Annotated in this window: 29 protein-coding genes; 12 read left to right on the top strand and 17 right to left on the bottom strand. The window is 71.2% G+C overall.

The features are described from left to right. Positions 1-2: 2 nt before the first annotated feature. The 6 genes from RBJ65_RS38730 to RBJ65_RS38755 all read right to left on the bottom strand — a co-directional run bounded on the left by RBJ65_RS38730 (position 3) and on the right by RBJ65_RS38755 (position 5,770). Complete coding sequence (locus RBJ65_RS38730) at positions 3-875, bottom strand: carbohydrate ABC transporter permease (protein WP_306323179.1); 873 nt, start codon at positions 873-875, stop codon at positions 3-5. Next, positions 872-1,855: a carbohydrate ABC transporter permease gene (locus RBJ65_RS38735; RefSeq protein WP_306323178.1), complete on the bottom strand. Its 984-nt coding sequence runs from the start codon at positions 1,853-1,855 to the stop codon at positions 872-874. The genes RBJ65_RS38730 and RBJ65_RS38735 overlap by 4 nt, the downstream gene beginning before the upstream one ends. A gap of 31 nt (positions 1,856-1,886) precedes the next feature. After that, the gene (locus RBJ65_RS38740; protein WP_306323177.1) at positions 1,887-3,257 is read right to left on the bottom strand and encodes an ABC transporter substrate-binding protein; all 1,371 of its coding nucleotides are present in this window, start codon (positions 3,255-3,257) and stop codon (positions 1,887-1,889) included. Between the two features lie 111 nt (positions 3,258-3,368). Beyond that, positions 3,369-4,544, bottom strand: coding sequence for a substrate-binding domain-containing protein (locus RBJ65_RS38745; RefSeq protein WP_306323176.1), 1,176 nt, complete (start codon positions 4,542-4,544; stop codon positions 3,369-3,371). A 95-nt stretch (positions 4,545-4,639) separates the two neighbouring features. Then, positions 4,640-5,476, bottom strand: a complete 837-nt coding sequence (locus tag RBJ65_RS38750) for an arylamine N-acetyltransferase (RefSeq protein WP_306323175.1) — start codon at positions 5,474-5,476, stop codon at positions 4,640-4,642. A 45-nt stretch (positions 5,477-5,521) separates the two neighbouring features. Further along, entirely contained in the window at positions 5,522-5,770 is a 249-nt protein-coding gene (locus tag RBJ65_RS38755; RefSeq protein WP_306323174.1) for a hypothetical protein, read from the bottom strand. A gap of 104 nt (positions 5,771-5,874) precedes the next feature. On the opposite strand from RBJ65_RS38755, the gene RBJ65_RS38760 reads away from it, so the two are divergent. Next, positions 5,875-6,633 (top strand): MgtC/SapB family protein, encoded by a 759-nt coding sequence (locus RBJ65_RS38760; protein ID WP_306323173.1) that lies wholly within the window; start codon positions 5,875-5,877, stop codon positions 6,631-6,633. 20 nt (positions 6,634-6,653) lie between these two features. Here the strand turns inward: RBJ65_RS38760 and RBJ65_RS38765 are convergent, their stop codons facing one another. Beyond that, positions 6,654-8,108: a cytochrome P450 gene (locus RBJ65_RS38765; protein WP_306323172.1), complete on the bottom strand. Its 1,455-nt coding sequence runs from the start codon at positions 8,106-8,108 to the stop codon at positions 6,654-6,656. 141 nt (positions 8,109-8,249) lie between these two features. Here RBJ65_RS38765 and RBJ65_RS38770 point away from each other — a divergent pair, with 141 nt between their 5' ends. From RBJ65_RS38770 to RBJ65_RS38780, 3 genes are all read left to right on the top strand, one after another. Further along, the gene (locus RBJ65_RS38770) at positions 8,250-8,876 is read left to right on the top strand and encodes a TetR/AcrR family transcriptional regulator (RefSeq protein ID WP_306323171.1); all 627 of its coding nucleotides are present in this window, start codon (positions 8,250-8,252) and stop codon (positions 8,874-8,876) included. A 69-nt stretch (positions 8,877-8,945) separates the two neighbouring features. Beyond that, positions 8,946-9,431, top strand: coding sequence for a MarR family winged helix-turn-helix transcriptional regulator (locus RBJ65_RS38775; protein WP_306323170.1), 486 nt, complete (start codon positions 8,946-8,948; stop codon positions 9,429-9,431). Then, complete coding sequence (locus tag RBJ65_RS38780) at positions 9,428-10,855, top strand: MFS transporter (protein WP_372341435.1); 1,428 nt, start codon at positions 9,428-9,430, stop codon at positions 10,853-10,855. Before RBJ65_RS38775 ends, RBJ65_RS38780 begins: the two co-directional genes overlap by 4 nt. Before the next feature lie 3 nt (positions 10,856-10,858). Here RBJ65_RS38780 and RBJ65_RS38785 read toward each other — a convergent pair whose 3' ends face one another. Then, a complete protein-coding gene (locus RBJ65_RS38785; RefSeq protein ID WP_306323169.1) occupies positions 10,859-11,638 on the bottom strand; it encodes a slipin family protein in 780 nt (259 codons plus the stop codon). Between the two features lie 308 nt (positions 11,639-11,946). Here RBJ65_RS38785 and RBJ65_RS38790 point away from each other — a divergent pair, with 308 nt between their 5' ends. Both RBJ65_RS38790 and RBJ65_RS38795 read left to right on the top strand, forming a co-directional pair. Then, entirely contained in the window at positions 11,947-12,750 is an 804-nt protein-coding gene (locus tag RBJ65_RS38790) for a putative protein N(5)-glutamine methyltransferase (RefSeq protein WP_306323168.1), read from the top strand. A gap of 103 nt (positions 12,751-12,853) precedes the next feature. Continuing rightward, on the top strand, positions 12,854-13,225 hold the full coding sequence (locus RBJ65_RS38795) for a hypothetical protein (protein WP_306323167.1): 372 nt from the start codon (positions 12,854-12,856) through the stop codon (positions 13,223-13,225). 31 nt (positions 13,226-13,256) lie between these two features. On the opposite strand, the gene RBJ65_RS38800 is transcribed toward RBJ65_RS38795, so the two are convergent. From RBJ65_RS38800 to RBJ65_RS38810, 3 genes are read right to left on the bottom strand one after another with little or no spacing between them, the layout of a single operon-like run. After that, entirely contained in the window at positions 13,257-13,919 is a 663-nt protein-coding gene (locus RBJ65_RS38800) for a DUF4230 domain-containing protein (protein WP_306323166.1), read from the bottom strand. Between the two features lie 58 nt (positions 13,920-13,977). After that, entirely contained in the window at positions 13,978-14,409 is a 432-nt protein-coding gene (locus RBJ65_RS38805) for a protein-tyrosine phosphatase family protein (RefSeq protein WP_306323165.1), read from the bottom strand. After that, positions 14,406-15,026 carry a TetR/AcrR family transcriptional regulator gene (locus tag RBJ65_RS38810; RefSeq protein WP_306323227.1) on the bottom strand — a complete coding sequence of 207 codons (621 nt, stop codon included), beginning with the start codon at positions 15,024-15,026 and terminating at the stop codon, positions 14,406-14,408. The genes RBJ65_RS38805 and RBJ65_RS38810 overlap by 4 nt, the downstream gene beginning before the upstream one ends. 121 nt (positions 15,027-15,147) lie before the next feature. Between RBJ65_RS38810 and RBJ65_RS38815 the strand changes: the two genes are divergently transcribed. After that, the gene (locus RBJ65_RS38815; RefSeq protein WP_306323164.1) at positions 15,148-16,077 is read left to right on the top strand and encodes a DMT family transporter; all 930 of its coding nucleotides are present in this window, start codon (positions 15,148-15,150) and stop codon (positions 16,075-16,077) included. Here RBJ65_RS38815 and RBJ65_RS38820 read toward each other — a convergent pair. Both RBJ65_RS38820 and RBJ65_RS38825 read right to left on the bottom strand, forming a co-directional pair. After that, positions 16,024-17,172, bottom strand: coding sequence for a dihydrofolate reductase family protein (locus tag RBJ65_RS38820; RefSeq protein ID WP_306323163.1), 1,149 nt, complete (start codon positions 17,170-17,172; stop codon positions 16,024-16,026). The two genes, RBJ65_RS38815 and RBJ65_RS38820, sit on opposite strands and share 54 nt — an antisense overlap. A 37-nt stretch (positions 17,173-17,209) precedes the next feature. Further along, entirely contained in the window at positions 17,210-18,181 is a 972-nt protein-coding gene (locus RBJ65_RS38825) for a glutathione S-transferase family protein (protein WP_306323162.1), read from the bottom strand. A gap of 151 nt (positions 18,182-18,332) precedes the next feature. Here RBJ65_RS38825 and RBJ65_RS38830 point away from each other — a divergent pair, with 151 nt between their 5' ends. The 3 genes from RBJ65_RS38830 to RBJ65_RS38840 all read left to right on the top strand — a co-directional run bounded on the left by RBJ65_RS38830 (position 18,333) and on the right by RBJ65_RS38840 (position 19,629). Next, positions 18,333-18,869 carry an SRPBCC domain-containing protein gene (locus RBJ65_RS38830; protein WP_306323161.1) on the top strand — a complete coding sequence of 179 codons (537 nt, stop codon included), beginning with the start codon at positions 18,333-18,335 and terminating at the stop codon, positions 18,867-18,869. Positions 18,870-18,943: 74 nt separating this feature from the next. Next, a complete protein-coding gene (locus RBJ65_RS38835; protein WP_306323160.1) occupies positions 18,944-19,180 on the top strand; it encodes a hypothetical protein in 237 nt (78 codons plus the stop codon). Positions 19,181-19,284: 104 nt separating this feature from the next. Then, a complete protein-coding gene (locus RBJ65_RS38840; protein WP_306323159.1) occupies positions 19,285-19,629 on the top strand; it encodes a VOC family protein in 345 nt (114 codons plus the stop codon). A 27-nt stretch (positions 19,630-19,656) separates the two neighbouring features. On the opposite strand, the gene RBJ65_RS38845 is transcribed toward RBJ65_RS38840, so the two are convergent. The 3 genes from RBJ65_RS38845 to RBJ65_RS38855 all read right to left on the bottom strand — a co-directional run bounded on the left by RBJ65_RS38845 (position 19,657) and on the right by RBJ65_RS38855 (position 23,453). Next, positions 19,657-20,046, bottom strand: a complete 390-nt coding sequence (locus RBJ65_RS38845) for a VOC family protein (RefSeq protein ID WP_306323158.1) — start codon at positions 20,044-20,046, stop codon at positions 19,657-19,659. Positions 20,047-20,167: 121 nt separating this feature from the next. Further along, positions 20,168-22,009 (bottom strand): asparagine synthase (glutamine-hydrolyzing), encoded by a 1,842-nt coding sequence (asnB, locus tag RBJ65_RS38850; protein WP_306323157.1) that lies wholly within the window; start codon positions 22,007-22,009, stop codon positions 20,168-20,170. Between the two features lie 232 nt (positions 22,010-22,241). Continuing rightward, positions 22,242-23,453, bottom strand: coding sequence for a TIGR03364 family FAD-dependent oxidoreductase (locus RBJ65_RS38855; RefSeq protein ID WP_306323156.1), 1,212 nt, complete (start codon positions 23,451-23,453; stop codon positions 22,242-22,244). Positions 23,454-23,580: 127 nt separating this feature from the next. Between RBJ65_RS38855 and RBJ65_RS38860 the strand changes: the two genes are divergently transcribed. Both RBJ65_RS38860 and RBJ65_RS38865 read left to right on the top strand, forming a co-directional pair. Continuing rightward, the gene (locus RBJ65_RS38860) at positions 23,581-24,447 is read left to right on the top strand and encodes a GntR family transcriptional regulator (RefSeq protein ID WP_306323155.1); all 867 of its coding nucleotides are present in this window, start codon (positions 23,581-23,583) and stop codon (positions 24,445-24,447) included. Further along, on the top strand, positions 24,444-25,133 hold the full coding sequence (locus RBJ65_RS38865) for a phosphonatase-like hydrolase (RefSeq protein WP_306323154.1): 690 nt from the start codon (positions 24,444-24,446) through the stop codon (positions 25,131-25,133). Before RBJ65_RS38860 ends, RBJ65_RS38865 begins: the two co-directional genes overlap by 4 nt. Here the strand turns inward: RBJ65_RS38865 and pgm are convergent. Further along, complete coding sequence (pgm, locus tag RBJ65_RS38870; protein WP_306323153.1) at positions 25,126-26,760, bottom strand: phosphoglucomutase (alpha-D-glucose-1,6-bisphosphate-dependent); 1,635 nt, start codon at positions 26,758-26,760, stop codon at positions 25,126-25,128. The two genes, RBJ65_RS38865 and pgm, sit on opposite strands and share 8 nt — an antisense overlap. Between the last annotated feature and the right edge of the window lie 84 nt (positions 26,761-26,844).

Below are 26,844 nucleotides of genomic sequence, written 5' to 3' on the forward strand. Positions count from 1 at the left end.
GCTCACTTGACCGCCCCCGCCGTGAGTCCTGACCGCCAGAAGCGCTGGAGGAAGACGAACGCGAGGACAAGGGGGAGCACCGCGAGGAGCGAGCCCATAATCACCACCGGGTAGTACTCGGGAGAGGTGGAGGCCTGACTGTTCCACTGGAACAGACCCAGGCTCACGGGGTACAGATCCTGGTTCGACAGCATCACCATCGGCAGGAAGAAGTTGTTCCAGATCGTGGTGAGCTGGAAGAGGAAGACCGTCACGAGGCCGGGCCCCAGCATCCGCAGCGCGACCTTGAAGTACGTCGCCAGCTCGCCCGCGCCGTCCACCCGCGCGGCCTCCAGGATCTCGTTCGGCACGTACCCCTGGGCGAAGATGCGGCCCAGGTACACGCCGAACGGGTTGAACAGGACCGGGACGAACACCGACCAGAAGGTGTTCACGACGCCCATCTGCGAGGCGATCAGATACAGCGGCAGCGCGAGCACCGTCTGCGGCACCATGACCGCCGCGAGCACCAGGCCGAACAGCTTCTCCTTGTGCCGGAAGTGGTACTTGTCGAAGGCGTAGCCGCAGGCGACGCTGATCAGCGCGCCGAGCGCCGCGCCCAGGACCGCGTACAGCAGGCTGTTGCCGTACCAGCGCGCGTAGAGGCCGCCGTCCATGGCGAACACGTCCTTCAGGTTCTGCACGAACGAGAAGTCGCTGAACGACAGGATGGTGCTGCTGAACAGGGCGTCGCGGGACTTGGACGCGGCGAGCACCAGCCACAGGACCGGGAGCAGCGTGTAGAGGACGGAGATCCCGACGACGACGTTGACGGTCGTGCGGCCCAGCAGCCGCGGGCGCAGGAGAGTGGAGCCGCTTGACTCGACAGTGCTCATCGGGCGTTCTCCTCGGCCGAGTTGACGCGGTTGGTCCAGCGGGTGACCCCGTAGGACAGGGCGATGGTGACGATCAGCAGGACCACCGAGGCCGCCGCGGCGAGCGAGTAGTTGTTGCGGCCGAACGCGGCGTCGTAGATGTACATGCTCGGCGAGAAGCGCGAGCTCACCATCTGCGAGGACTGGTGGAGCAGCATCGGCTCGGTGTAGAGCTGCAGCGACCAGATCATGGTGAACATCGCGACCATGACGATGGAGGACCGCACGAGCGGTGCCTTGACCTGGAGCGCCGTGCGCACCGGCCCCGCGCCGTCGACGACCGAGGCCTCCAGGACCTCCCGCGGGACTGCCTGCAGAGCCGCGTAGAAGACGACCATGTTGTAGCCGAGGTTGGACCACAGGGCGATGTTCACGATCGACGGCAGCGTGGTGTGCAGGCCGAAGAAGTCGATCGTGATGTCGGCCTTGCCGAGCACCTCGATGATCGGGCTGATGCCGGGCGTGTACAGGTACACCCAGATCAGGGCGGCGATGATGCCGGGCACCGCGTGCGGCAGGAACAGGCCCAACTGGGCCCAGGAACGCAGCCGTACGACACCGGAGTCCAGCAGCAGCGCGAGCGCGAGGGAGCCGATCACCATCAGCGGAATGTAGATCACGCAGTACAGCGCGACCGTGCTGAGACCGTCCAGGAACGTCGGGTCGCCGAGCACGGCGGCGTACGAGCGCAGGCCCACGAAGACGCTGCGTTCGGCGCCGAAGCCGAGGCCCGGCTGGTCGTCGCTGAACAGGCTCAGCCAGATCGCCGTCGCCACCGGGGCCAGGAAGACCAGGCCGAGGAGGACGAAGAACGGGGTCATCAAGACGCCCGCCGCACCGCCTCGCCGGCGCCTGGCCGCCCGCCGTGCCTTGTGTCCGGGCTGTTCACCGGCCGGCTTCGGCGGGGCCGGGGCCGTGGGGGCATGGGCTGTCGCTGTCATGGGGGTCACCTGCCTTTCGGGGCGCGGGCGTTCATGTGGAGTGCTGGGTGGTGCTGAGGCCGAGCGCCTTGAGGTCCGGCATCGTGCCGTCCTGCGCGGCGTGCATGGAGGACAGGACCGTGCCCGCACCGGCGCCCGCGCGGGCGAAGGAGTCCTGGATGACGGTGCCGGTGGCGGTCATCCGCGGGCCCCAGGTCCAGTCGGCGCCGATCTTGTGGGCCTCCTCCTCGAAGAGGCCGTAGATGTCCTGGCCGCCGTAGTACCCCTCGTCGAACGCCTCGCGGCCCACCGGGACGAGCTCCGTCACCGCCGGGTACGCGCTGCTCACACCGCTGGTCAGACGCGCCTTGAGGGCGTCGGGGCTGGCGACCTGCCACTCGAGGAACTCCATGGCGGCCTCGGGATGGCGGCTGTCCTTCGTCACGGCGAACGAGGAACCGCCGTGGGTGCCGAGGCTCGGACGCTTCGCATCCCACTGCGGCAGCGGGGCGATCCGCCACTTGCCCTTCTGCCCGGGCTGCTTCGTCAGCTGCGCGCCCGCTTCCCAGGCGCCGCTGAGCCGGGTCAGGACCTGGCCGTTGCCGATCTGGGCGTCGTAGATGCGGGCCGTGGAGGAGTTGACGTAGACGAGCTCCTCGTCGATGAGGCGCTGCCAGTACGCGGCGATCTTCCGCGTCGGGGCGTCCGTCAGGGAGACGTTCCAGGCGCCCTTCGACGTGTCGAACCACTGGGCGCCTGCCTGCCAGGCCCAGCAGGCGAACTGCGTGAAGCTGTCCGTGGGGAACACGGTCAGCCTGCGGCCGCCGCCGGTGCGCCGCACGGCCCGCGCGAGCGCGGCGAACTCGTCCCAGGTACCGGGGACTTCGAACCCGTAGTGGTCGAAGAGGTCCTTGCGGTAGTGCATGACCATCGGCTCGATGTCGCTCGGGACGGCGTGGGTGTGCTTCTCGAACGTCGTCTGCGCGAGCGACTGGGGCAGCAGCTTCCTCTTGAGGTCGTCGCTCATCAGCGACGTGATGTCGAGGGTGACGCCGTCGATGGCGAAGCCCGGCAGTTGGGGGTACTCGATGGTGGCGATGTCGGGGGCGTTGCCCGCGCGCGCCGCGTTGCTGAGCTTCATGTACCCCTGCGTGCCGGCGGGGGTCTGCTCGTACTCGACCCGGATGTGGTCGTGGGTCCTGTTGAACTCGTCCACCACGGCCTGGCTGCCGCGCATCGCGGACCAGAACGTGATGGTCGTCCTGCCACTGCTACCGGCGGTGCCGGACGTGCCGGATGTGCTGCTTTCGCTCCGAGATCCTGTGGACGCGCTGTCGTCCCCGCTACAGGCGCTCAGGGCGCCCGTCAGCGGCAGCGCGGAGATCGCGGCGAGCATGGATCGACGGTTCGGTCGACCAGGCATGGGTGCCTCCCGCGGCTCTGCGGCTCCTGCGTGTTCGAGTCACGGGAATCCTGATCGGTTCGCGAGAGACGGTCAATAGATCGATCAGAAGAAAATGAATCGATCAAACGCTCATTGTGCGGCGGGGGTTGAGGGAACCGGATCGCGATACGGGGCGGAACGGGTGGAACCCCGCACCTTGAGCGTCGGCAGCACCTGGACGCGGTGGGCGGGTCCGGCCGGGCCGCCCGCCGCCTGCTCGCCGAGGCGGCGCAGCAGCAGTTCTGCGGCCGTCCGGCCGATCTCCGCCTTCGGCGGGGACACTGCCGTCAGCGGGGTGCCGCCGAGGCCGGCGACGACATCGTCGTACGCGATGGCGGAACAGTCCTCCGGGACGCGGAGCCCGGCGTCGCGCAGCGACTGGACGAGCATCAGGGCGTCGACGTCGCCGTGCAGCAAGGCGCCCGTGGCGCCCAACTCGCCCAGCAGGGACGGGAGATCGAGTGGTTTCCCGGAGTGTCCCGCCGCCTCGTCAGCGTCGGCTGTGGCGCTCGGCGAGCTGAGGGCGAGCGCCCACTTGTCGACCCGCGGGTGCTCGGCGGCGATCTCGGTGAACGCGGCGCGCACGGCGCGCGCCGTCGGGCTGTCGTCGCGCGCCGCGAGCACGATGCGCCGGTGGCCGAGCCCCGTGAGGTGCTCGACGGCGAGGTGCACCCCGTACCAGTGGTCCGTGCACACGGTGTCCACGGCGTGCACCGCGCTGCCCCTGCGCGGCCTGCGCTCCATCACGACCGTGGGCACGTCGACGCGCGCCAGCCAGGCGTAGTCGTCCTCCTCGGTGGCGCGGCTGCGCCAGCGCGGCGCGATCAGCAGGGCGCGCGCCCCGTCCGCCAACGCCCGCTCCACGATGGGCTGTTCGGCGCCCGGCGCGGCCGGCGCGATGTGCAGGGCGATGCGGACCCCGGCCTCCTCGAACGCGGTACGGGCGCCGTGCAGCATCTCGTACAGGTACGCGTGGCGTTCGGGGACGACGACGGCGACGGGGCCGCCGTCCGGTGCCGGGTCGAGCGCGGACGCGGCACCCTCTGTGCGCTCACGGCCCTGGCCCGCGTCCTGCTCCGGCAGGATCGGGCGGACGGTGCCGTGGCCGCGCCGCAGCTTGCCGGTGCGCGCGAGTTCCTCCACGTCGCGGCGGAGCGTCACGACCGACACCGCGAGCTCCGTGGCCAGGTCGCTGACCCGCGCCGCGCCGCGCGCCTGTACGGCGGCGAGGATCCGTTGCCGCCTCAGATCGACCGGTTCGCGCATGCTGCTGGCCCCCTCGTAACCCGCTGGTATCGCTGTTCGTTTGAGCGTTTTTCTGAACGCTTCGGCCGAGCATAACCAGCGGGCGCGGGCGGGCGTCAGCCCTCCGTCGGATTCGGCTCCGGCGGTACGCGATCGAGGACGATGCCGAAGTGCTGGTCGTAGGCCTTGAGAACGGCGGCGTCGGTGGGGAGTTCGGTGCGGGTGCGCTCGCCGTCCACGGTGCTGGTGAGCGTATGACCGCTGAGGGTGATCCGACCGTCCTCCGTGAGCAGCGAACAGACCAGGGAGCGGGTGAAGTGGGAGGCGGGGGAGGTGCGGTGGTACCAGGCGCCGGCCTCGAAGTCCCGCAGCGCACGGGGGCGTTGATCGAGGAGGTACTGGGGCTCGCCGTCGCGCAGCACGAGGAGGTCGTCCGCGGCGGCGCCCTCGATGGTGTCCGGCGTGCCGTCCCCGACGGTGTCCGGCGTGACGTCCTCGATGCGGAACACGCCGCCCGGGTCCGGCTGGTCGCCCCGCTCCTCGTACGCCAGCGGATAGTGCGTGTGCGTGCCGAACCCGACGTCCGCGAGCCACGTCGTGCCCTCGGTGGTGCGCACGCGCAGGGCCAGGTGGTCGTACGGGATGCCGAGGCGGCCGTCCCCGCCGACGACGCGCGCCTGGAGCAGCGACACATCGAAGCCCAGCGCCGCGAGGAGCGCCCCGAACGCGCCGTTGAGCTCGTAGCAGAAGCCGCCGCGGCCACGGTCCACCAGCTTCGCCACGAGCGCGTCCGCGTCGAGGGTGATGTCCTCGCCCAGGTGCACCGAGAGGTTCTCGAACGGCACGGCGCGCAGATGCGCCAGGTGCAGCGCGCGCAACGCGTCGGCGGTCGGCGCCGCCGGGCGGTCGGCGCCGATGCGGTGGAGGTAGGCGTCGGTCCGGTCGTGGTTCATGGCGGCAGTCTCGCAGTTCGGCTCCCGCCGGGCCGGGCCGGGCACCTACGGGGAATCCGCGTCGAGCCGGAGATCGTAGATCCGCTCAAGCAGCCACGCCTCGTTGCCCGCGAGGCCCGCCCTGCGCAGTGCCTCGTCGGCCTCGGCGATCGGCACCGTGAGCACGGCCGCCGTGGCGGGCGGTTCGGAGCCCGAGAGCGCGGCGCGTGCCGTGTGCATGAGGCGCAGACAGGCCTGCGCGGCGGCCAACTCGGGGTTCTTGGTCTGCTGTCCGTGGTTCCTGGTCCCGTTCATGGGTCCACTCTTGCGCATGGGTCTGACAATCCCGTTCCGCCGACGCGGGGCTACCCTCGGGAAGATCAACCAGTTGGAGAGGATGGGAGAGGAGGGGCCCGCTCTTGCAGTCGCCCTTGCCGTCGTCGCTCGCGTTCTCCCTGTTCGACCCGGACGCGGGGCAAGGCCTGCGACAGCTCGCCGAGTTGGGACTCGCGCTGGTGCTCTCCACGCTGATCGGGGCCGAGCGCGCGGTCCAGCAGAAGAGCGCGGGGCTGCGCACGCACACCCTCGTCGGGGTGGGCAGCGCGCTGTTCATGGAGGTGTCGCAGCACGGCTTCAACTCCGTGCTCGGCATGGGAGGCGTGGCGCTCGACCCGTCGCGGGTCGCCGCGCAGATCGTCTCCGGCATCGGGTTCATCGGCGGCGGACTCATCTTCGTACGACGCGACGCGGTGCGCGGACTGACCACGGCGGCGACCGTGTGGCTGACGTGTGCCATAGGGATGGCGTGCGGCGGCGGGCTGCCGCTGCTGGCGTTCGCCGCGACCGCCTGCCACTTCCTGGTGGTGCGCGGCTACCCCTGGTTGACCCGCCGGGTGCCGGCCCTGGCCACGGAGCGGCGCACGGGCCTGCACCTCGCCTACCGGGTCGGCTCCAGCGTCCTCACCCGTGTCCTGGAGGAGTGCACCCGGCGCGGCTTCCGCGTCGTCGAACTCCGTAACGACAGTGCCGACTGGGCGCCCGTAAGAGGGCGCGTCGGCACGATGGCCGTACGGATGGAGATCGAGGGCGCGTCCGACGTGCCGGAACTCGTGGCCGTGCTCGCGGAGTTGGACGGAGTCCTCGATGTGGCGTCACTTGCGTCAGTGCCGGACGACTGACCTCTACGGAGCGGTGCGGCTCACCTACGGGTGAGCTGCAGCCGCAGTCCGCGCGGCATCAGCGTCAGGCGCTCCGTGACCGCGAGCCGGTACCCGGGCTCGGGGTGCAGGTCGTAGCGGCGCAGCAGCAGGCCGAGCACCAACGTGGCCTCGTGCAGGGCGAACTGGCGGCCGATGCAGGCCCGGGCCCCCGTGCCGAACGGCTTGAAGACGTGGCCGGGGCGGGACCGGACCGCCTGCGGAGTGAAGCGGTCCGGGTCGAAGGAGTCCGGGTCGTCGCCCCACGCGGCCGGGTCGCGGTGCAGCATCGTCGCCAGGACGAGCGCCCAGGCGCCGCGCCGCATCGGATGCCTGCCGCCCAGCGTGGTGTCCGCGACGGCCTCGCGCGCGAACGCGGGCGCCGTCGGCCACAGCCGCAGCGACTCGTCCAGCACGCGCCGGAGATAGCGCAACTTCGCGACCTGCTCGTACGCGGGCACGTCCGCGTCGCCCCACACCCGGTCGACCTCCTCGCGCGCCTTCGCAAGCACCTCGGGGTTCTGCGCCAAGTAGTGCAGCGCGAAGGACAGCGCACCCGATGTCGTCTCGTGCCCCGCCACCAGGAACGTGATGACCTGCTTACGGATGTTCTCCGGCGCGAGCCGCTCGCCCGTCTCCGGGTGCGCCACCTCCAGCATGCGGTCGAGCAGATCACCCGTGCCGCCGCCGGAGGTGCGCCGCGCCGCGATCACGTCGTCGACCGTGCGGTTCAGATACGCGCGGTCCGCCGCGTTGCGCTTCTCGGCGCCGCGCAGCAGCACGGTCGACAGCAGCGGCGGCACCACGTTGCGCCGCTGCGCGAACGTCAGCGCGCCCACCATGGCCGTCACGAACGGATGCGGCTTCTCGCGCTCGAACGAACCGAAGTCGTGCCCGAACCCGGTGCGCGCGATCGTCTCCAGGGTCAGCTTGGTCATGTCGGCCGGCACGTCCACCGTGCGGCCCGCGGCCTCGCTCTTGTCCCACGAGGCCATCAACTGTCCGGCCACGTCCAGCATCAGCGGGTGGTAGCCCGCCATCGCGTCGCGGCTGAAGCCCGGCGCCAGAATGTCGTGCGCCAGCTGCCAGTTGGGCTCGTGGTTGTACGCGGTGAACAGGCCGTCGCCCGCCATCGGGCGCAGATTGGCGACGCCGAGCCCGACGTGCTTGGCGAACCGCGACTCGTCGGCGAGCTCCGCCGCGAGCTCCGCGCCCCACACGAACACGATCTCCTTGCCGAACCCCTTGCGCCGGAAGATCGGCCCGAGTTCGGCGGCCAGCTTCATCGAATCCTGCAACGGAGTGCGGACGTTCGCGCCCACCACGTCGCCGATCACCGGGACCCGCCGGGCGGGATGCGGTATCAGGTCCAGGCGCGGCCACCCCTGCTCGGCGCTGCGAAAACCGCGCGGCAGCGGAGCGTCCGCCGCCCGCGGCATCTGCGGAGTCGTCGTCATCGTGTCCATCTCCCTTGCGCGAGTGCGCCGTTGGAACACCCGGACCACACTGTTAGACGTGGATTCAATAACGCGGCACAGTCTGAGCCTGTTATTGAACTCACGTCAAGTAAGCGGTGTTGTGTCGAGTAGGGTGCGCCCATGACCAGGGAGCGAGGGGGAACGGCGGCACCGGGGGAGCGCACCCGGCGCAGGCTGAGCACGCAGGAGCGCCGCGAGCAACTGCTCGCCGTAGGGGCCAAGTTGTTCGCGCAGGCTCCGTACGACGACGTATGGATCGAAGAGGTCGCCGAGATCGCCGGTGTCTCGCGCGGGCTGCTGTACCACTACTTTCCGAACAAACGGGACTTCTTCGCCGCCGTCGTCCAGCGGGAGAGCGCGCGCATGCTGCGGCTGACCGCCGCCGTGCCCGGCATCCCGGTCCGCGACCAGCTCGGCACGGGCCTCGACACCTTCCTCGACTACGTCGTCACGCACGCGCACGGCTTCCGCGCCTTCCACAGCGCCGAGGCGGCGGGCGACCCGGCCGTGCGCGCCGCGTACCGGGAGGGGCTCGCCGCGCACGAGGCGCAGATCATGGCCGCGCTCGCAGCGGACCCGCACATCGCCGACAGGCTTCCGGAACCGGCCGTGCTGCGCCTCGCCGTGCGCGGCTGGCTCGCGTTCCTGGTCGGCGTCTGCCTGGACTGGCTCGACGGGGGCGAGCTCGCGCGCGAGCAGGTGCGGGACCTGTGTGCGCGGGCGCTGGTCGGGGCGATCGGCATCTGACTCGCCGGGCGTGCACGGGGTCGTAAGGGTAACTTGCAAGGCTTCCTGTCTAACTCGTACGGTGGCGGCATGTCAGGAACCGGTGTGCCAGGAACGCAGTCAGCCACAGGGGGCGAGGGTTCGGGCGGCGAGCCGCCCACCGAGCGGATCGCCGCCGATCTCGCCACCGTCGTCGGCCGGCTCTCGCGCCGGCTGCGCACCGCGTCGCCGGACAGCCTGCTCACCCCCACCCAGCGCACCGTCCTCGCCCGCCTCGAAGGGGAGGGCCCCGCCACCACGGCCGCGCTCGCCCGCTCCGAGTACGTGCGCCCGCAGTCCATGCGGCTCACGCTCGGTGCCCTTGAGGAGCAGGGCTTCGTGTCCCGCGCGCCGGACCCGAACGACGGGCGGCAGTCCGTCGTGTCGATCACCGACAGCGGCCGCGCCACCCTCGACTCCGTCCGCGCGGCCAAGCACGGCTGGCTCACCCAGGCGCTCACCGACGAGCTCGGCGACGACGAGCGGCGCACCATCGCAGAGGCGACCGCGCTCCTCGAACGGCTGGTGCGCAAGTGACCGAGGGCGTGGGGGACCCGGCGGTCGCCACCGGCGGCGGACGGGTTCCCGCGCAGGCGGCGGCGGACACCCGGGAGCAGGGCTTCCGGGCCCGGCTCACCGCTCCGCTGCTCCTCGGCTCGGTGCTCAACCCGCTCAACACCACGATGATCTCCACCGCCCTGGTGGCGATCGGGCACGACTTCGGGATCGGCGCGGCCGACACGGCCTGGCTGATCTCCGTCCTCTACCTCGCGAGCGCCGTCGCCCAGCCCGTGCTCGGCAAGCTCGCCGACACGCTCGGCCCGCGCCGGGTGTTCCTCGTCGGGCTCGTCGTCGTGTGTGCCTCCGGGATCGTCGGAGCCGTGGCCCCCGCCTTCGGGTGGCTCATCGTCTCCCGGCTGCTCCTCGGCATCGGCACCTCCGCCGCCTACCCGGCCGCGATGGCCGTGCTGCGCGACGAGGGCCGCCGGGTGGGCCGCCGCCCGCCGCGCACCGTCATGGGGCGGCTGTCCTTCGCCGCGCTCGGCAGCGCGGCCGTCGGGCCGACGCTCGGCGGAGTGCTCGTCATGCTCGTCGGCTGGCGCGGCATCTTCGCGGTCAACGTGCCCGTGGCGGCGATCGCGTTCGCCCTCGCCGTGCTGTGGATCCCGCGCGACCCGCCGCGCGTCCAGGACGGCGAACCGGCGCCGCGCGCCGCCCTCGACCCCCTCGGCATCGGCCTGTTCACCACCGCCCTGACGGTTCTGGTCTTCTTCCTCCTCGACCTGTCCGACCCCATGTGGTGGCTGCTCGCGCCCTTCGTGGTGCTCACCGGCGCGCTCGTGTGGTGGCAGTTGCGGGCCAGGGCCCCGTTCATCGACGTCCGCATGCTCGCCGGGAACGGACCGCTCGCCCGTACCTACCTCCGCCACGGACTGAGCTATCTGCTCATCTACTGCGTCATGTACGGCTTCACCCAGTGGCTGGAGGAGGGGCGCGGCTATTCGTCCGGGTACACCGGGCTGCTGATGCTCCCCATGTCGCTCGCGGCGATGGTGTGTTCGCTGCTCGGAGCCCGTACGAAGGGCATTCGCGCGCCGCTCGTCGTCGCGGGCGTGCTGCTCACCTCGGGCGCGGGGCTGCTGGCCTTCCTCGACGGGGACACGCCGCTGGTGCTGCTGCTCGTGGCGGGCGCGTGCTTCGGCATTCCGCAGGGGTTCGTCGGCACGTGCAACCAGGCGGCCGTCCAGGAGTACGCGCCGGCAGCCGAAATCGGCTCGGCGGCCGGGCTGCAGCGCACCGCCCAGTACATCGGCGCCATCACCGCGTCGAGCCTCATCGCGCTCGCCTACGGGCAGCGCGCGAGCGACGGCGGCCTGCATCTCATGGCGGGCGTCTCCGTCGTCCTCGGCGTCCTCCTGGTGGGGCTGACCGTGACGGACCGGGCGCTGCGCAGGAGTTGAGGTTCAGGAGGCGGGCGGGCCCTGCTGCTGTGCGCGCTCCAGGAAGCGCAGCAGCTCGACCGGGAACGGCAGCACCAGCGTCGAGTTCTTCTCCGCCGCGACCGCCACCACGGTCTGCAGCAGCCGCAGTTGGAGGGCGGCCGGCTGGTCCGACATCTGCTTCGCCGCCTCGGACAGCTTCTTCGACGCCTGCAACTCGGCGTCGGCGTTGATGACCCGGGCCCGCCGCTCACGGTCGGCCTCGGCCTGCCGCGCCATCGACCGCTTCATCGACTCGGGCAGCGATACGTCCTTGATCTCGACGCGGTCGATCTGCACACCCCAGCCCACGGCCGGGCTGTCGATCATCAACTCCAGGCCCTGGTTGAGCTTCTCCCGGTCGGAGAGCAGATCGTCGAGCTCGCTCTTGCCGATGATGGAACGCAGCGAGGTCTGTGCCATCTGGGAGACCGCGAACCGGTAGTCCTCGACCTGGACCAGCGCGTTCGCCGCGTCGACGACCTTGAAGTAGACGACGGCGTCGACCCGCACCGTCACGTTGTCCCGCGTGATGCCCTCCTGGGCGGGCACGGGCATCGTCACGATCTGCATGTTCACCTTGCGCAGCCGGTCGACCACCGGCACGACCATCGTGAGCCCCGGCTCCCGCACACTCCCGGCGAGCCGCCCCAGACGGAACACGACACCACGCTCGTACTGCTTCACGACGCGGGCCGCTGCCGCCGCGTACAGCAGGCACACACAGACCAGCGCCACGCCCGCGATCGTGAGTTCCTGGACCATGACGACACCCCCAGGTGTCCGAGTCCTCCGCTTAATCAACGATATGCCGGGAATGTGGCCGCGGTCGAGAGGGTTGGCCGCGCGGGCCCGCGGACCCGTGCCGACGGCAGTCGTACGGAGTGTTCGGTGGGGTAATGTGGCCGGTCCGAACAGCACCGCGAGGGAACGAGGAGGTGAGTCCGATCACCGTTGTGTCAGGTCGGGAGCTCCCTTCTCCCGCCGTACGCCCCGTCCGTCCGCACTGAGCGACGCCACGGCCGTCCGGCGACCGGGAGAGCCCATCGGCAGCCCGAGAGGCCCCACCCTTCATGTCGCTTTCCCCGTTGCCCCGTTGCCCCCTCCCGCTCGATCCCGACTCCGTGGTCGCGGCCCTGCGCGCCGCAGGCTGCGTCTTCGCCGAGGACGAGGCGCGGATCCTGCTGTCCACCGCCCGTGACACCGCCGAACTGGCCGTCCTGGTCGAGCGCCGCGCGAGCGGGCTGCCCCTGGAACACGTCGTCGGCTGGGCCGAGTTCTGCGGGCTGCGGGTCGCCGTCGACCCGAACGTCTTCGTGCCGCGCCGCCGCACCGAGTTCCTCGCGCGCCAGGCCCTCGCCCACACCCCGCCCGGAGCCGTCGTCGTCGACCTCTGCTGCGGCACGGGCGCCGTCGCCGCCGTCCTGGCCGACCGCCGCCCGGCGCGGCTGCACGCGGCCGACCTGGACCCCGCCGCCGCGCGCTGCGCCCGCCGCAACCTCGACCCGCTCGGCGGCCTGGTCCACGAGGGCGACCTGTACGCGCCGCTGCCCGCAGACCTCAAGGGCCGCGTCGACACGCTCATAGCCAACGGCCCCTACGTCCCCACCGGCGACGTCCCGCTGCTGCCCCCGGAGGCCCGCGAGCACGAGCGGCTCATCGCGCTCGACGGCGGACGGGACGGCCTCGACGTGCTGCGCCGCGTCGCCGACGAGGCGCCCGAGTGGCTCGCGCCCGGCGGGCACCTCTTCGTCGAGACGAGCGAGCGTCAGGCCGCCGCCGCGCGGGCGGCGGTCCGCGCGGCGGGCCTGCACGCGCGCGTGGTCGCGGACGACGACCTGTACGCCACGATCGTCATCGGCACACGCACCGCCTGACGTCGGGTTTGGCCCGGCGCCTCGCCGGTACCCGGACCGGCCGGACACCGGCGACGTACCAACCGAGCACCGCCGACGCGGCGACGAAGAGGGAGCAGCCACCATGACCGACACGCCTCCCGTCCACGGCTTCGCCCCCACAGTGGTGGGCGTGGCCCTCAGCGACTGCACGCCTCAGGACGCGGCGACGGTCCTGCGCGTCCTGTGCACGGCCTTCCGCTCGGACCGCACACCCACCGAGCACCCCGAGGAGGACGCCACGGTCTGGCTCGCCACGCTGGACGCCGCGACCCTCCCGGCGCCCTCCGTGGCCAGGCCGCTGTCCGCGCCCGTCACGGCGGACATCCAAGGCGGCCACGAGGCCCTCGACCGGGTGCGGGCCGCGCTGACGAAGGCGTTCACCCTCACCGAGTCGACGATCGCCTCCGGCGACCAGGAACAGGAACTGCACCTGCGCCTGATGACGCCGCACTGAGCGCACTGAGCCACCGGGTGCACCCGCGGGCTCACGTGCCGTACGAGACGTCGACCTCCCGGAACCCCAGCGACCGCAGCAGTCCGCGCATCATGTCCGTCGTGTTCCGCTCGGCGCGCCCCGTGAGGCCGCTGTCCCGGGCCGCCTCGCCGATGTGCCGGGCGGCGAGTTGGCGCACCGCCCGCTCGTCGCCCGGGTTGTCGGAGAAGAGGTCGCCGAGACGGTCGAGCAGCCCCCGCTGCTTCGCCACGGCGTACGAGCGGTCGGTGTCGAGCGTGGGCGCGGCGAGCCGGGCGTGCGGCAGCCGCAGCGTCGCGGAGGTGCGGTCCCGGTTCACCCGCACGTCGTCCTGCCCGACCTTCCCCAGGTCCACGTACGCGTTCACCGTGCCCGCGCCTACGTAGAGCGTGCGCGTGCCCTGGATCGCGTCCGGCAGGTACTTGGAGTCCTTGTCGAGGTCGACCACCACCTGGTAGTTCCCCGCCGCGGCTTCGTAACGGCTCAGATCCCGTACGGACTTGAGCAGCGCGGGCCCCGAGCGGTCGTGCGTCTCCGTGCCGAACACGTCGTCCAGCCGGTGCATCAGGCTCAGGCCGGTGAAGAGGACCGCGAGCACCACGGCGAGCGCGATCACCGCCTTCGTCCAGCGGGGTAACAGCGCGGCCCATCGGGGCAGTGAGGTCCTCGGCGTCATGGGGCGGCCTCCTTCCCATGACTACGAAATGCCACCGGGAGCCGTGATCACGCCACTTTCAACGAGATGCGAAGCGCCGTACGTACCGCTTCTGCCACGGCGTCTCAACCGCCCCGCGCGCGTAGTGCGCACGTACGTAGTCGACCGCCTCACCCGCCGCTACGCCGTCCAGCACCGCCAGACACGCGAGCGCCGTCCCCGTACGACCGCGTCCACCCGCGCACGCCACCTCCACCCGCTCGTTTGCACAGCGCCGCCACGCCTCCGTGAGCACGGCACGCGCGCGTGCACGGTCGCTGGGCAGCCGGAAGTCGGGCCAGCGCAGCCACGTCGACTCCCAGTCGCTGGGCGGCGGTTCGCCGCCCAGCAAGTAGACGCCGTACGCCGGCGGGGGCCCGGCGGGGAGCGGCTCACGCACCCCCCTGCCCCGTACGAGGCGCCCGGAGGGCAGTCGCAGCACGCCCGGCGCCCCGGCCTCCCAGGTCGTCACGCCGCGTCCTTCGCCGCCGACAGCAGGAAGGCGGCCATCCGGCGCGCCCGGCCGAACGCGTCCGGGAACACGTCCAGGCCGTCCGAGACCAGCGCGCCCTCGTGCAGCAGCATCAGCGAACGCCCGAGTTCCCGTGCCGGAGCCGGCGCCACGTCCCGCGCGAGCCGGGTGAACAGGTCCAGCATCCACCGCTTCTGACCCGTGATCACCGCGTATGCGGGGTGCGCGGGGTCGCTGATCTCGGCGTGCGCGTTGACCATGCTGCAGCCCTTGCCGCTGTTCTCGCGCATCCACTCCTCGGAGGCGTCGAAGACGGCCAGGACGCGGTCGGTGGGGGAGCGTTCGGCGTTCTCCTGGTGCTCGGCGAGATAGGCGCGCCAGCGGGCGTCGCGGGTCGCCAGATAGTCGACGACGATCTGCTCCTTCGAACCGAAGCGGTCGTACAGCGTCTTCTTCGTGACGCCCGCCTCCGCCGCGATCAGGTCGACGCCGACGGCGTGGATGCCGCGCTCGTAGAACAGCCGTGAGGCGGTCTCCAGGACCTTTCTCGCGGCCGGTGTGAGGTCGGGGCGGGACGGGTCGACGGTCGGCGGCGCGGCCGGCGGGGCGGAGGTCATCGCGGAGTTCGTCGTCGTACGCATGACTCCAGACTAGACCGATCTGTATAGTGGTGCCAGGTAAACAGATCTGTATACCCGCATCCCCCTGAAGTCGATCACGCGAGGCGGTGGCCGCGCCATGAACGTCCTTTTGTCCCTCGGATTCGTCCTGACCTGGAGCTCCGGCTTCATCGGAGCCAAGCTCGGCGCCGACGACGCGAGCGCCGTGACCACACTGATGTGGCGCTTCCTGCCGCTGGCGCTCGTCCTCGGCGCCGTCGCGGTGACGGCCGGCAGAAAGCGGTGGCGCGGCCTTGGAGCGCGGACGATCGGCCGGCAGGTCGTCATCGGCGCCCTCTCGCAGAGCGGCTACCTGCTGACTGTCTACTACGCCATCCAACTCGGCGTCTCCAGCGGCACCACCGCCCTCATCGACGGCACCCAGCCCCTCGTCGCGGGCGCGCTCGCCGGACCGCTGCTGCGCCAGTACGTCACCGCGCGGCAGTGGCTCGGCCTGTGCCTGGGGCTCGCCGGGGTCGTCGTCGTGACCACGGCCGACGCGGGCGCCGTCGCGGGCGTGCCGTGGTGGGCGTACGGCGTCCCGTTCCTCGGCATGCTGTCGCTGGTCGCGGCCACCTTCGTAGAGAGCCGTTCGGCCACGAAGGTCGAGCCGATGGTCGCCCTGACCGTGCACTGCGCCACCAGCGCCGTCGTCTTCACCGGCCTCGCCCTCGCCGCCGGTGCGGCCGCGCCGCCCGCCGCGCCGTCCTTCTGGCTCTCCATCGCCTGGCTGGTCGGCCTGTCGACGTTCGGCGGCTACGGTCTCTACTGGATCGTGCTGCGGCGCCACGGCCTCACACAGGTCAACACGTTGATGTTCCTCATGGCGCCGGTGACCGCCGTATGGGGAGCGCTGATGTTCGGCGAGCCCTTCGGCGTGCGGACCGCGCTCGGCCTCGTCCTGGGCCTCGCGGCCGTCGTCGTCGTGCGGCTCGGCGGCACGCGCGCGTACCGGCTACGTACCCGTGGCGACGAGGTGGCGGTTCGGGAGCACTGCCGCGTCGGCTAGTTCGGGCACCTCCACGACGACCACACCCGCCTGTGCAAGGACCCCGATCCCGTCGGCGCCCGGCACGAACGTGTCCGGCTCCCGCCACGCCGTCACCACCCGCCGCACGCCCGCGTCGACGATGAGCCGGGCGCACGGCTTAGGTCGCGAGGCGCGGCGGGCGCACGGTTCCAGGCTGCTGTAGACGGTGGCCGCGGCCAGGCGCGGGTCGTCTCCGGCGAGCTTCGCGAGAGCGGCCTCCTCGGCGTGCACCACCGGGTCCCCGCCCTCCCGCGAGTAGCCGCGCGCCAGCTCCGTGCCGTCCTCGGCGACGACCACCGCTCCGACGCTGAACGCGGTCTCCGACGGCGGGCACTCGGCGGCGAGTTCACACGCGAGGCGCAGCCAGTGCCGGTCCGCCGCCGTGGCCTGAGCGGCGGGCCCCGGCACCGTCGGCGCGTACCGCGTCACGATCACGTCCCCGACCCGCTCCGTCCCGAGCACCCGCATCCGGCTGCGCGGCCCTCCCGGGTACGAGCCAGGACCGAACAGGCGCGGCGCGCCCGGCTCGCCGACCACCAACGGGGCGACGGCGAGCCGCAGTTCATCGGCGAGGCCCAGTTGCAGCAACTGCGTGTGCACGCGCGCGCCACCCTCGACGAGCAGCCGCCGCACACCGCGCGCCCCGAGGTCGTCGAGGAGCGCCGCCCAGTCGAGCCGCTGCCCCAGCTCCACCACGTCGGCCGCGCCACCTACGCGCGTGCGCGCCAGCGCGTGGCCCGACTCCGTGGTGTAGACGAGCCGTTCGCCGCCCGTCGTCCAGAACGGGTCACCCGGATCCAGGTCCCCCGACGCGGTGACCGCCACCTTCAACGGGTACGCGGACCGCCCGTCGTCGACCCGCTTGGCGCGCCGCGCGGGGGAGTTGACCAGCAGCCGTGGCCGGTCCGCGCGCAGCGTGCCCGCCCCGACGAGGACCGCGTCGCTCGCCGCCCGCACCGCGTCCACCCGCTCGAAATCCTCCGCCCCGGACAGCAGCAGCCGCTCAGGACCGGTGTCGTCGAGGCATCCGTCGAGCGACACGGCGGCGGACAACAACACGTGCGGGCGGGACATGGCGACTCCGTGACCAGGTGGGACGTATGAGCAGAGCCTACAAAGACGCCGGCGGCGTCCCCTCCCCGAAGGGGCGCCCGCCGAGCTTCTCCCGGCCGTGCGGCTCCCACCACCCCGACGGATCGGGGCCGAGCGGCACGATCCGCGTCGGGTTGATGCCGGTGTGCACCTGGTAGTAGTGCCGCTTGATGTGGTCGAAGTCGACCGTGTCGCCGAACCCGGGCGTCTGGAACAGGTCCCGCGCGTACGCCCACAGGACCGGGTCCTCGGCCAGCTTGTTGCGGTTGCACTTGAAGTGACCGTGGTAGACGGCGTCGAAGCGGACCAGCGTCGTGAAGAGCCGGACGTCCGCCTCCGTGATCGTGTCGCCGACGAGATACCGCTGCCCTGCGAGGCGCCGCGACACCGTGTCGAGCCGCGCGAACACATCCCCGTACGCCTCCTCGTACGCGCCCTGCTCGCTCGCGAACCCGGCCCGGTACACGCCGTTGTTCACGTCCCGGTAGACGCCGTCCATCACCTCGTCGATCTCTTCGCGCAGCGCCTGCGGATACAGGTCGGGCGCCCCCGGCCGGTGCAGCGCCGTCCACTCCGTCTCCAGGTCGAGCGTCAGCTGCTGGAAGTCGTTCGTGACGAGCTTCCCGGACGGCACGTCGACGATCGCGGGCACGCTGACCCCGCCCGGATACCCGGTCTCCCGGGCGTCGTACGCCTCGCTGAGATACCGGATGCCGAGCACCGGGTCGCGTCCGTCCGGATCCAGGGTGAAGCGCCAACTGCGGTCGTCCTGGATCGGGTCGGCGACCGCGAGCGACAGGGCGTCCTCCAGGCCGAGCAGCCGCCGCACCACCAGCGCGCGACTCGCCCACGGACAGGCCAGGCTGACGACGAGCCGGTACCGGCCCGCCTCCACCGGCCAGCCGTCGCGGCCGTCGGCGGTGATCCGGTCGGCGAAGTGACTGCGGGACCGTTTGAAGGCCTTCTTGCCGTACGAGGCGTTGCCGGGCACGTGGGTCTCCCTCCGGGGTCGGACACGATCCGGTCGCCACGAGCCTGCCCGAGGAACCGGCCCCTCACCACCGTGGCGGAGGCGACTGTCAGTGCTCGGTGAGAGGCTTCGGAGTGGGAAAGACAGCAGCGACGGCACGGAAGGCTCAGGCATGACGACCACCACCGGCAGCTACCTCACCCTGGACGACGGCCGTCCCGGCGTCCGGTTCACCCGCACGTTCGACCGGCCGATCGACCGGGTCTGGCGGTACGTGACCGACCCCGTCGACCTGGCGCACTGGTTCCCGTCCAAGTTCGAGGCCGGGGAACTGACCCCCGGCGCGCAGATCCGCTTCTTCGACGACCCGAACATGCCGGAGTCCGTGGGCACGGTCGTCACGGCCGAGCCCCCGCGCCACTTCGCCTTCACGTGGGGAGGTGACGAGCTGCAGTACGACCTGGAGGAGCGCGGCGACGGCGGTACCCACCTGACGCTCACGAACGTGCTGGAGAGCGCGGACGCCGCCGCGCGCAACGCGGCGGGCTGGGAGGTCTGCCTGCTCGCCCTCGACGCCGCCGACCGCGGCGAACCGCTCACCGAGGAGCACACGAGGGCGACGCCGCCCTGGAAGGAGCTGTACGACGCCTACACGGCGGCCGGCTTCCCCTCCGGCGCGCCCGTGCCCGGCATGGACGAGGAGGCCTGAGCCACCCGCGGACCGTGTGCGCACGGTCACCGTCTGAATAGCGGGATCCCACGAGCGGGCGCAAAATCGGACGCATGTCCTTTATGTCCGCGAGTGTGACGTGGCTCGGACTCGGCCTCACGGTCGGTACCGCGGGACTGGTGACCTACGGTCTTGCGGCGCTCCCGTGCGGGGCTTCGGTCCGGCAGGAGGAAGCCGAGGCGGTCTGCCGCCCGGCACGACGGACGGCGCTCGCCCTGGGGGCGCTCGGTATCGCGGCGTTCGTCGTCGGAACGGTGTTCCTCTTCATGGATGTGACGAACTTCGGCTGACGGCCGGAGGGAGGGGAGAAGTTTCTTCGCGGAAGCCGTCACATGTCGGCGGTGGTGGGTGTCGTAGCAGTGAGAGTCACGTAACGAATGAAGGAGAGTTCCCCATGACCACCGGCCAGCACACGATCATCACCCCGGTCCGCGACCTCGACGCCGCCAAGGCCGTCTACACCAAGCTGCTCGGCGTGGAACCGTCGTCCGACGAGGCGTACTACGTGGGCTACGACGTGGCGGGACAGCACTTCGGACTGAATCCGAACGGGCACCAGCAGGGCATGACGGGCCCCGTGGGCTACTGGACCGTCGACGACATCCAGGGAATGGTCAAGTCCCTGGCCGACTCGGGCGCCGAGGTCGTCCAGGACGTCACGGAAGTGGGCCCCGGCCGCCGGATCGCATCCCTGAAGGACGCGGACGGCAACGTGTTCGGCCTGCTCCAGGACAGCTGACCGGGGCCGGGGCCACGCAACCCGTCCCTACTGGCCGCCGCTGCCGTAGGGGCGGGTGATCACTTCCATCGCGTGGTTCGAGGGGTCCATGAAGTACACGCCACGACCGCCGTCGTTGTGGTTGATCTCGCCCGGCTGCTTGCGGTGCGGATCGGCGTAGTACGTGAGCCCCGCGTCCTTGATGCGCTGGAAGATCTCGTCGAACTCCGCCTCCGTGATGAGGAAGGCGTAGTGCTGCGTGACGATGGACTCGGCGGGGATGGTCGCGAAGTCCAGGGTCACGCCGTTGCTCAGGTCGAGCGGAATGAACGGACCCCATTCATCGCCCGCTTCGAGCCCCAGGATGTGCGCGAGGAACTCGGCGGACTCCCGCTTGTCGCGGGAGTGAACGATGGTGTGATTGAGCTGAACTGCCATGGTGGATTGCCTCCAGAAGGCAACTCCGGCACCTCCATGTCTCACCCGGCCGGTGACCGACACGCGATGCTGGCCGGGATCTTAGACACGAGGACCCGGTCGGGGCCAGTGGGTTTCCGGCTCAGTCGAGCGCCAGCTCCGGGTTGTACATGTCCAGCCAGAGCGCCAGGTCGAGAGTGCGCTCAAGGCCGCGCCGCGAGGCCTGCGTGATCTGCGGCGTCTCGCGGTGCGCGGCCTGGGCCACGCGCTCGCGGTCCAGCAGGTCGAAGACGCGGTGCGAGGGCCGGGACAGCAGGTCCTTCGCGTGCTCCTGGAGCGCGACCGCGTACTTCGGGTCCTGCGTCGACGGATACGGGCTCTTGACCCGCTCGTACACCGACGTCGGCAGCACGTCCGCGGTCGCCTCGCGCAGCAGGGACTTCTCCCGGCCGTCGAAGGACTTCAGCGCCCACGGCGTGTTGTAGACGTACTCGACGAGCCGGTGGTCGCAGAACGGCACCCGAACCTCCAGGCCCACCGCCATGCTCGCCCGGTCCTTGCGGTCGAGCAGGACGCGCACGAAGCGGGTCAGGTGGAGGTGGCAGATGCGGCGCATCCGGTACTCGAAGTCGCTCTCGCCGTCGAGGCGTTGGATGCCGGCCACCGCGCCCGCGTAGTTGTCGGCGATGTATCCGGGGATGTCGAGGCGCTTGCCGAGGTCGGAGCGGAGGACGTCGGAGTCGTCGCCGAAGTGCTGCCCGAACTGCACCAGCCAGGGGAACGTGTCCGCGTTGCGCGACTCCTCGTCGAAGAAGTGCCGGTAGCCGCCGAAGACCTCGTCCGCGGACTCGCCGGACAGGGCGACCGTCGAGTGCTCCCGGATCGCCTTGAAGAGCAGGTACAGCGAGGCGTCCATGTCGCCGAAGCCGGCCGGGATGTCCCGGGCGCGGATCACGCGGGCGCGCACCTCGGGGTCGGCGAGGGCGTTCGAGTCCAGCACGATGTCCTGGTGGTCGGTGCCGGAGGCGCGCGCCACATCGTGCACGTACGGGGTGTCGGGGGTGCCGCGCAGCTCGTCGGCGACGAAGTTCTCCGCCTGGCCGAGGAAGTCGACCGCGAAGCTGCGCACCGTCTCGCCCTGGCCGCCGAGCTGCTTGGCCGCGATCGCCGTCATCGCCGAGGAGTCGAGGCCGCCGGAGAGCAGGGTGCAGCGCGGCACGTCCGAGACGAGCTGGCGGCGCACGATGTCGTCGAGCAGCTCGCGGACGTGGGCGACGGTGGCGTCCCGGTCGTCGGTGTGCGGCTTCGTCTCCAGCGTCCAGTAAGCACGCTTGCGCAGCCCGTTCCGGTCGACGGTGACGACGGTGCCCGGCTCGACCTCGTGCATGCCGTCCCACACGGCGTGCCCCGGAGTCTTCACGAACGTGAAGAGCTCACGCACCCCGTCGAGCGTCACGCGCGGCGTGGCGAGCGGGTTGGCGAGGATCGCCTTGGGCTCGGAGCCGAACAGGACGCCGTCCGGGGTCTCGTAGAAGTAGAAGGGCTTGATGCCCATCCGGTCGCGGATCATCAGCAGCTTGCCGACGCGCCCGTCCCAGATGGCGAACGCGTACATGCCGTTGAGCCGCTCCGGCAGCCGCTCGCCCCACTCCAGGTAGCCGCGCAGCACGACCTCGGTGTCCGAGTCGGTCGTGAACCTGTGCCCACGCGCGGTCAGTTGCTCGCGCAACTCGGTGTAGTTGTACGTCTCTCCCGAGTACACGAGCGCGATCTTGCCCTCCGCGGTGTCGAGGGCCATGGGCTGCCTGCCGCCCGGCAGGTCGATGATGGCGAGCCTGCGGTGACCGAGCGCCGCGGGGCCCTCGATCCAGGTGCCGCGATCGTCCGGACCACGGCACTCCATGGTCCGGGTCATCGCATCCAACGTTTCGGCCGAGGTCCGCAGATCGCGGTCGAAGGAGACCCAGCCAGTGATTCCACACATGTGCTTCCTCCCGCAAACAAGATGTACGCAGCAGCTATGTTTCGAGCGTGTGTCATCGCGGCGGGGCCGGTCAATGCGCCCGTAACGCACGGGAGATGGCGGACCGAGCAATTTCAGCCCCGCGCGGGCCGAAAAACGGAACCGTCCCCTTCGCAAACCCCCGGCAGCGTGGGCTTCGTGAATTAAGTTGCCTGAGGCGACCAGAGCGATCCGGCCAACGGCAAAGAATTGATCAATCCTCGCGAGTGCCCGCGGTCTCGGCCAGTGACCCGTCGAAAGTCGCCGCCGCGAGCCCGAACGACAGCGTCATCCCGATTCCCGACGTCACCGACAGGGCACGGACGCCGGGTGCCACCTCGCGTACGAGGAGCGGGCCGCGGGGGCTGCTGGCGTAGACGCCCTGCCAGCGCTCGGTGACCTCGACGGTGGGGGTGCCGAGGACGCGGGCCGCCTCGCGGAGGAGGAGTCCGGTCGTCGCCTCGTCCTGGAACGGGATCTCCGTCGTGTCGTAGGCGTGCGAGTCGCCGACCAGGACCGTGCCGTCGGGGAGGCGGGTGAACATCACGTTGGCGACGACGTCCAGCAACTCGGGGCTGTGGGACGTGACTTCGGAGCGGAGTCGGTCGGCGGAGGGCATGGCCGTGAAGCCGTCGTAGCGGAGCATCGAGGTCGCGGTCAGCACCGCCGAGTCGGTGCGGAAGGCGGCCGGCGCCGTCACCCGGGCCATCGAGAGGCGGCAGCGTTCGATGCCGTGCGCCTCGGCCTCCGCGGGGTAGAGGCGGTCCAGGTCGTGGCCGACGCAGAGGAGTATCCGGTCGCCGTGGACCGGGCCGCGGCTGGTGTGCACCGTGCCGGATTCGGCGCCGAGCACGTTCGTGCCCCAGGCGAACGTCACGCCGGGCTGCCGTGCCAGCCAGTCGGCGAGCCGCGGGGCCGCTTCGCGCGGGTTGACGCGCAGGTCGGCGGGGAGGAGGGCGCCGCCGACGAGGTCGTCGCGGGCTTCGGGGGCGCGGCCGAGCGCATCGCCGACCTCGTCGCGCGTGCGCAGCCGCACCGCGTCCGCGCCGCGCTCCTCCCGCAGCTCCTCCAGGACCGCCAGTTCGGTCGTCGACCTGGCCACCACGAGCGCGCCCGCCTCCGGCGCCCACATCCCGGCCGACTTGGCGGCGTCCAGCCACCCGGAGCGCGAGCGCAGCGCGAGGTCGAGGAGATCGCCGCGCTGGGCGGTGATGCAGCAGTGGCCGAAGTTGCGCACGGAGGCGCCCACCGGCCGCCGGTCGCGCTCGATCACCGTGACGCTGAGTCCGCGGCGTACCGCCTCGAAGGCGTGGGCGAGGCCCACGATGCCGGCGCCGACCACCACGAGGTCGCTGCGGCCGGACGGCAGGGGAGAGGTGGAAGGGGTGGCGGGCGCGGAGGGTGCTGATGCGGTGTCGTTGTTCATGGGGACAGCCTGCGGACCGCTGGAAGCCACCCGCAAGACCTGTCTATACAAGTTTCCGGATTGTTTACCAGCTGTGCGCCAAGACTCTCCTTGTGCTGATCGTTGGCCGACTGCGAGACTTGAAGTTGTGAAGACAAGTAGCACTGAGGGTGGGCCGCTGCATCAGCGGCTCGGCGCCGAGTTCCGGCGGCGCATCGAGGCGGGGGAGTGGCCCGAAGGGGTGCCCGTGCCGAGTGAGGCGCAGCTCTGCGAGGAGTTCGGCACCTCGCGCGGCCCCGTACGACAGGCGCTCGCGCAGCTGCGGGCGGACGGGCATCTGGTCGGCGGGCGCGGCAAGCCGCCCGTCGCCCGGAAGGTCACGCCCTCGCAGCCGTTCGCGTCGCTGATGTCGTTCACGCAGTGGGCCGAGTCCATCGGGCGCACCCCCGGCCAGCACACCGTGGAGGTGGCCAGGCGCGGCGCGCACCCCGAGGCCGCCGCCCGCCTCGGCCTCGACGAGGGCGCGCCCGCCGTCGACCTGGTCCGGCTGCGCAGCCTCGACGACGTGCCGGCGATGGTCGAGCGGTCCACGTTCGTCCTCGACGTCGGCTCGCACCTGTTCGCGTTCGACCCCGACGAGGGCTCCGTCTACGGCACGCTCACCTCGCGCGGCGTCGACCTGAACCACGCCCGACACACCATCGACGCGGTCGCCGCGTCCCCCCAGGACGCCGAACTCCTCGGCGTCGAACCAGGCCAACCCCTGCTCCGCGTAAGGAGGTTGGCGTACACGGGCGACGGCAGGCCCGTCGAGTACGCGGACGACCGCTATCTGCCGGCCATGGCCACGTTCACCATCGAGAACACCATGGACGGCCGCACCGTCGCGGCCCGCGGCGGCACCCCCGACACGACAAGCGCCACTACCAGCACCCGCATCAGTCCGAGTACCAGCACCCGCACCAGTGCGAGTACCAGCACCCGCACCAGCACCACACGTAAGGAAGTCCAGTGATCGATCTCGCCGTCTTCGACATGGCAGGCACCACCATCGACGAGCACGGTGCCGTATACGAAGCGTTGCGGCACGCCGTCGAGGCCACCGGTGTCACCGTCGACCCGGTCGACCTGCAGACCTGGATGGGCACCGACAAGCGCGAGGCCATCGCCGCGCTCGTCCGTATCGGCGGCGGCGCCCCCGACGCGGACCTGGTCGAGCGGCAGTACGCGGCCTTCCGCACGTACCTGCGCGAGAGCTACGCGGAGCGTCCCCCGCAGCCGATCGCCCACGCCGACAAGGCACTTGAGCAACTGCGGGCCAGTGGCATCAAGGTCGCCCTCACCACCGGTTTCAGCGCCGACGTGGCACTGCCCCTGCTCGAATCGCTCGGCTGGTCCACCGGTGAGGGCGGCAACCTCGACGCGGTCGTCACCTCCGACGAGGTGCCGCGCGGCCGCCCCGCCCCGTACATGATCCAGCGCGCGATGGAGAAGACCGGGGTCATCGACGTACGGAAGGTCCTCGTGGCCGGGGACACCGTCGTCGACATGGAAGCCGGGTTCAACGCGGGAGCGGGTGTCGTGGTCGGCGTGCTCACGGGTCAGCTCACCCGCGAGCAGCTCGAACTCCACCCGCACAGCTACGTGTTGGACGGCGTCGCCGACATCCCCGGCCTCCCGGAGGCGCGCCCCGTCAGCTGAGCGCCGCGTCCACGATCGCCTGCGCCTCGCTCTGCACCTGGGCGAGGTGTTCGGCGCCGTGGAAGGACTCGGCGTAGATCTTGTAGACGTCCTCCGTGCCGCTGGGCCGGGCCGCGAACCAGGCGTTCTCGGTGGTGACCTTGAGGCCGCCGATGGCCGCGCCGTTGCCCGGAGCCTCGGAGAGGCGGGCCGTGATCGGCTCGCCCGCGAGGGTGTCGGCGGTGATCGCGTCGCCGGTCAGCCGCGCGAGCCGGGCCTTCTGCTCCTTGGTGGCCTTGGCGTCGATGCGGGCGTACGCGGCGCCGGACGCGCCGTGCTCGGCGGCGAGTTCGGCGTAGTACACCGAAGGTGTCTTCCCGGTGACGGCGGTGATCTCGGCGGCGAGCAGGGCCAGCAGGATGCCGTCCTTGTCGGTGGTCCACACGCTGCCGTCGGTGCGGACGAAGCTCGCCCCGGCGCTCTCCTCGCCGCCGAAGGCCACGGACCCGTCGACGAGTCCGGGCACGAACCACTTGAACCCGACGGGTACTTCGACGAGTTCGCGGCCGAGCGAGGCGGCGATCCGGTCGATGACGGCGGACGACACGAGCGTCTTGCCGATGGCCGCCGACGCCGACCAGTGGGGCCGGTGGCTGAACAGGTAGTGGATGGCGACGGCCAGGTAGTGGTTCGGGTTCATCAGGCCCGCGTCCGGGGTGACGATGCCGTGCCGGTCGGCGTCGGCGTCGTTGCCGGTCAGCAGGTCGAAGTCGTGGCGCCGCGCGAGGACGGAGGCCATCGCGGGGGCGGACGACGGATCCATGCGGATCTTGCCGTCCCAGTCGAGCGTCATGAAACGCCACGTCGGGTCGGTCTGCGGGTTCACGACGGTCAGGTCGAGCCCGTACATCTCGGCGATCCGCGCCCAGTAGTTCACGCTCGCCCCGCCCAGCGGATCGGCGCCGACGCGCACACCGCTCGCCCGGATGGCGTCGATGTCGACGATGTTCGCGAGGTCCTCTACGTAGCGCTCACGGAAGTCGTACGGCTCCCAGGACTCGGTGTCCGCCGTGCGCGGCGCCCAACTGGCGTCCGCGAGCAGCTCGTTGGCGCGGTCCGCGATCCATGCGGTCATGGTGGAGTCGGCGGGGCCGCCGTGCGGCGGGTTGTACTTGAAGCCGCCGTCGCGGGGCGGGTTGTGGCTGGGCGTGATGACGATGCCGTCGGCGCGCTCGGCGGCATCGTCGGCCTTGTCCCGGTTCCAGGCCAGGATCGCGTGGCTGAGCGCGGGCGTCGGCACGAAGTCCTCGTGCGCGTCGGCCAGCACCCGCACCCCGTGTGCCGCGAGCACACCCAGGGCGGTCTTGAGGGCGGGCCGGGACAGGGCGTGGGTGTCCGGGCCGATGAAGAGGGGGCCCGTGATGCCCTCGGCGGTGCGGTGCTCGACGATCGCCTGGGTGATCGCGGCGATGTGCCTCTCGTTGAAGGCGCCGTCGAGGCTGGAGCCGCGGTGGCCGCTCGTGCCGAACACGACGCGCTGCTCGGGGCGTGTGACGTCGGGCCGCCTCGTGTAGTAGGCGTCGATCAGCTCGTCGACGTCGACGAGGTCGCCCGGCAGGGCGGGGGTTCCTGAGCGCTCAGCAGTCATGGCAGCAGTCTCCCACCTGCGCCTATGAAGAAAAGCGGGCGGCACAGGCGGGAGACAGGAACGCGTGGACGATGGCCGAAACAG

Origin of the sequence: Streptomyces sp. KL109B (assembly GCF_030766935.1) — a bacterium.
Classification (GTDB): domain Bacteria; phylum Actinomycetota; class Actinomycetes; order Streptomycetales; family Streptomycetaceae; genus Streptomyces.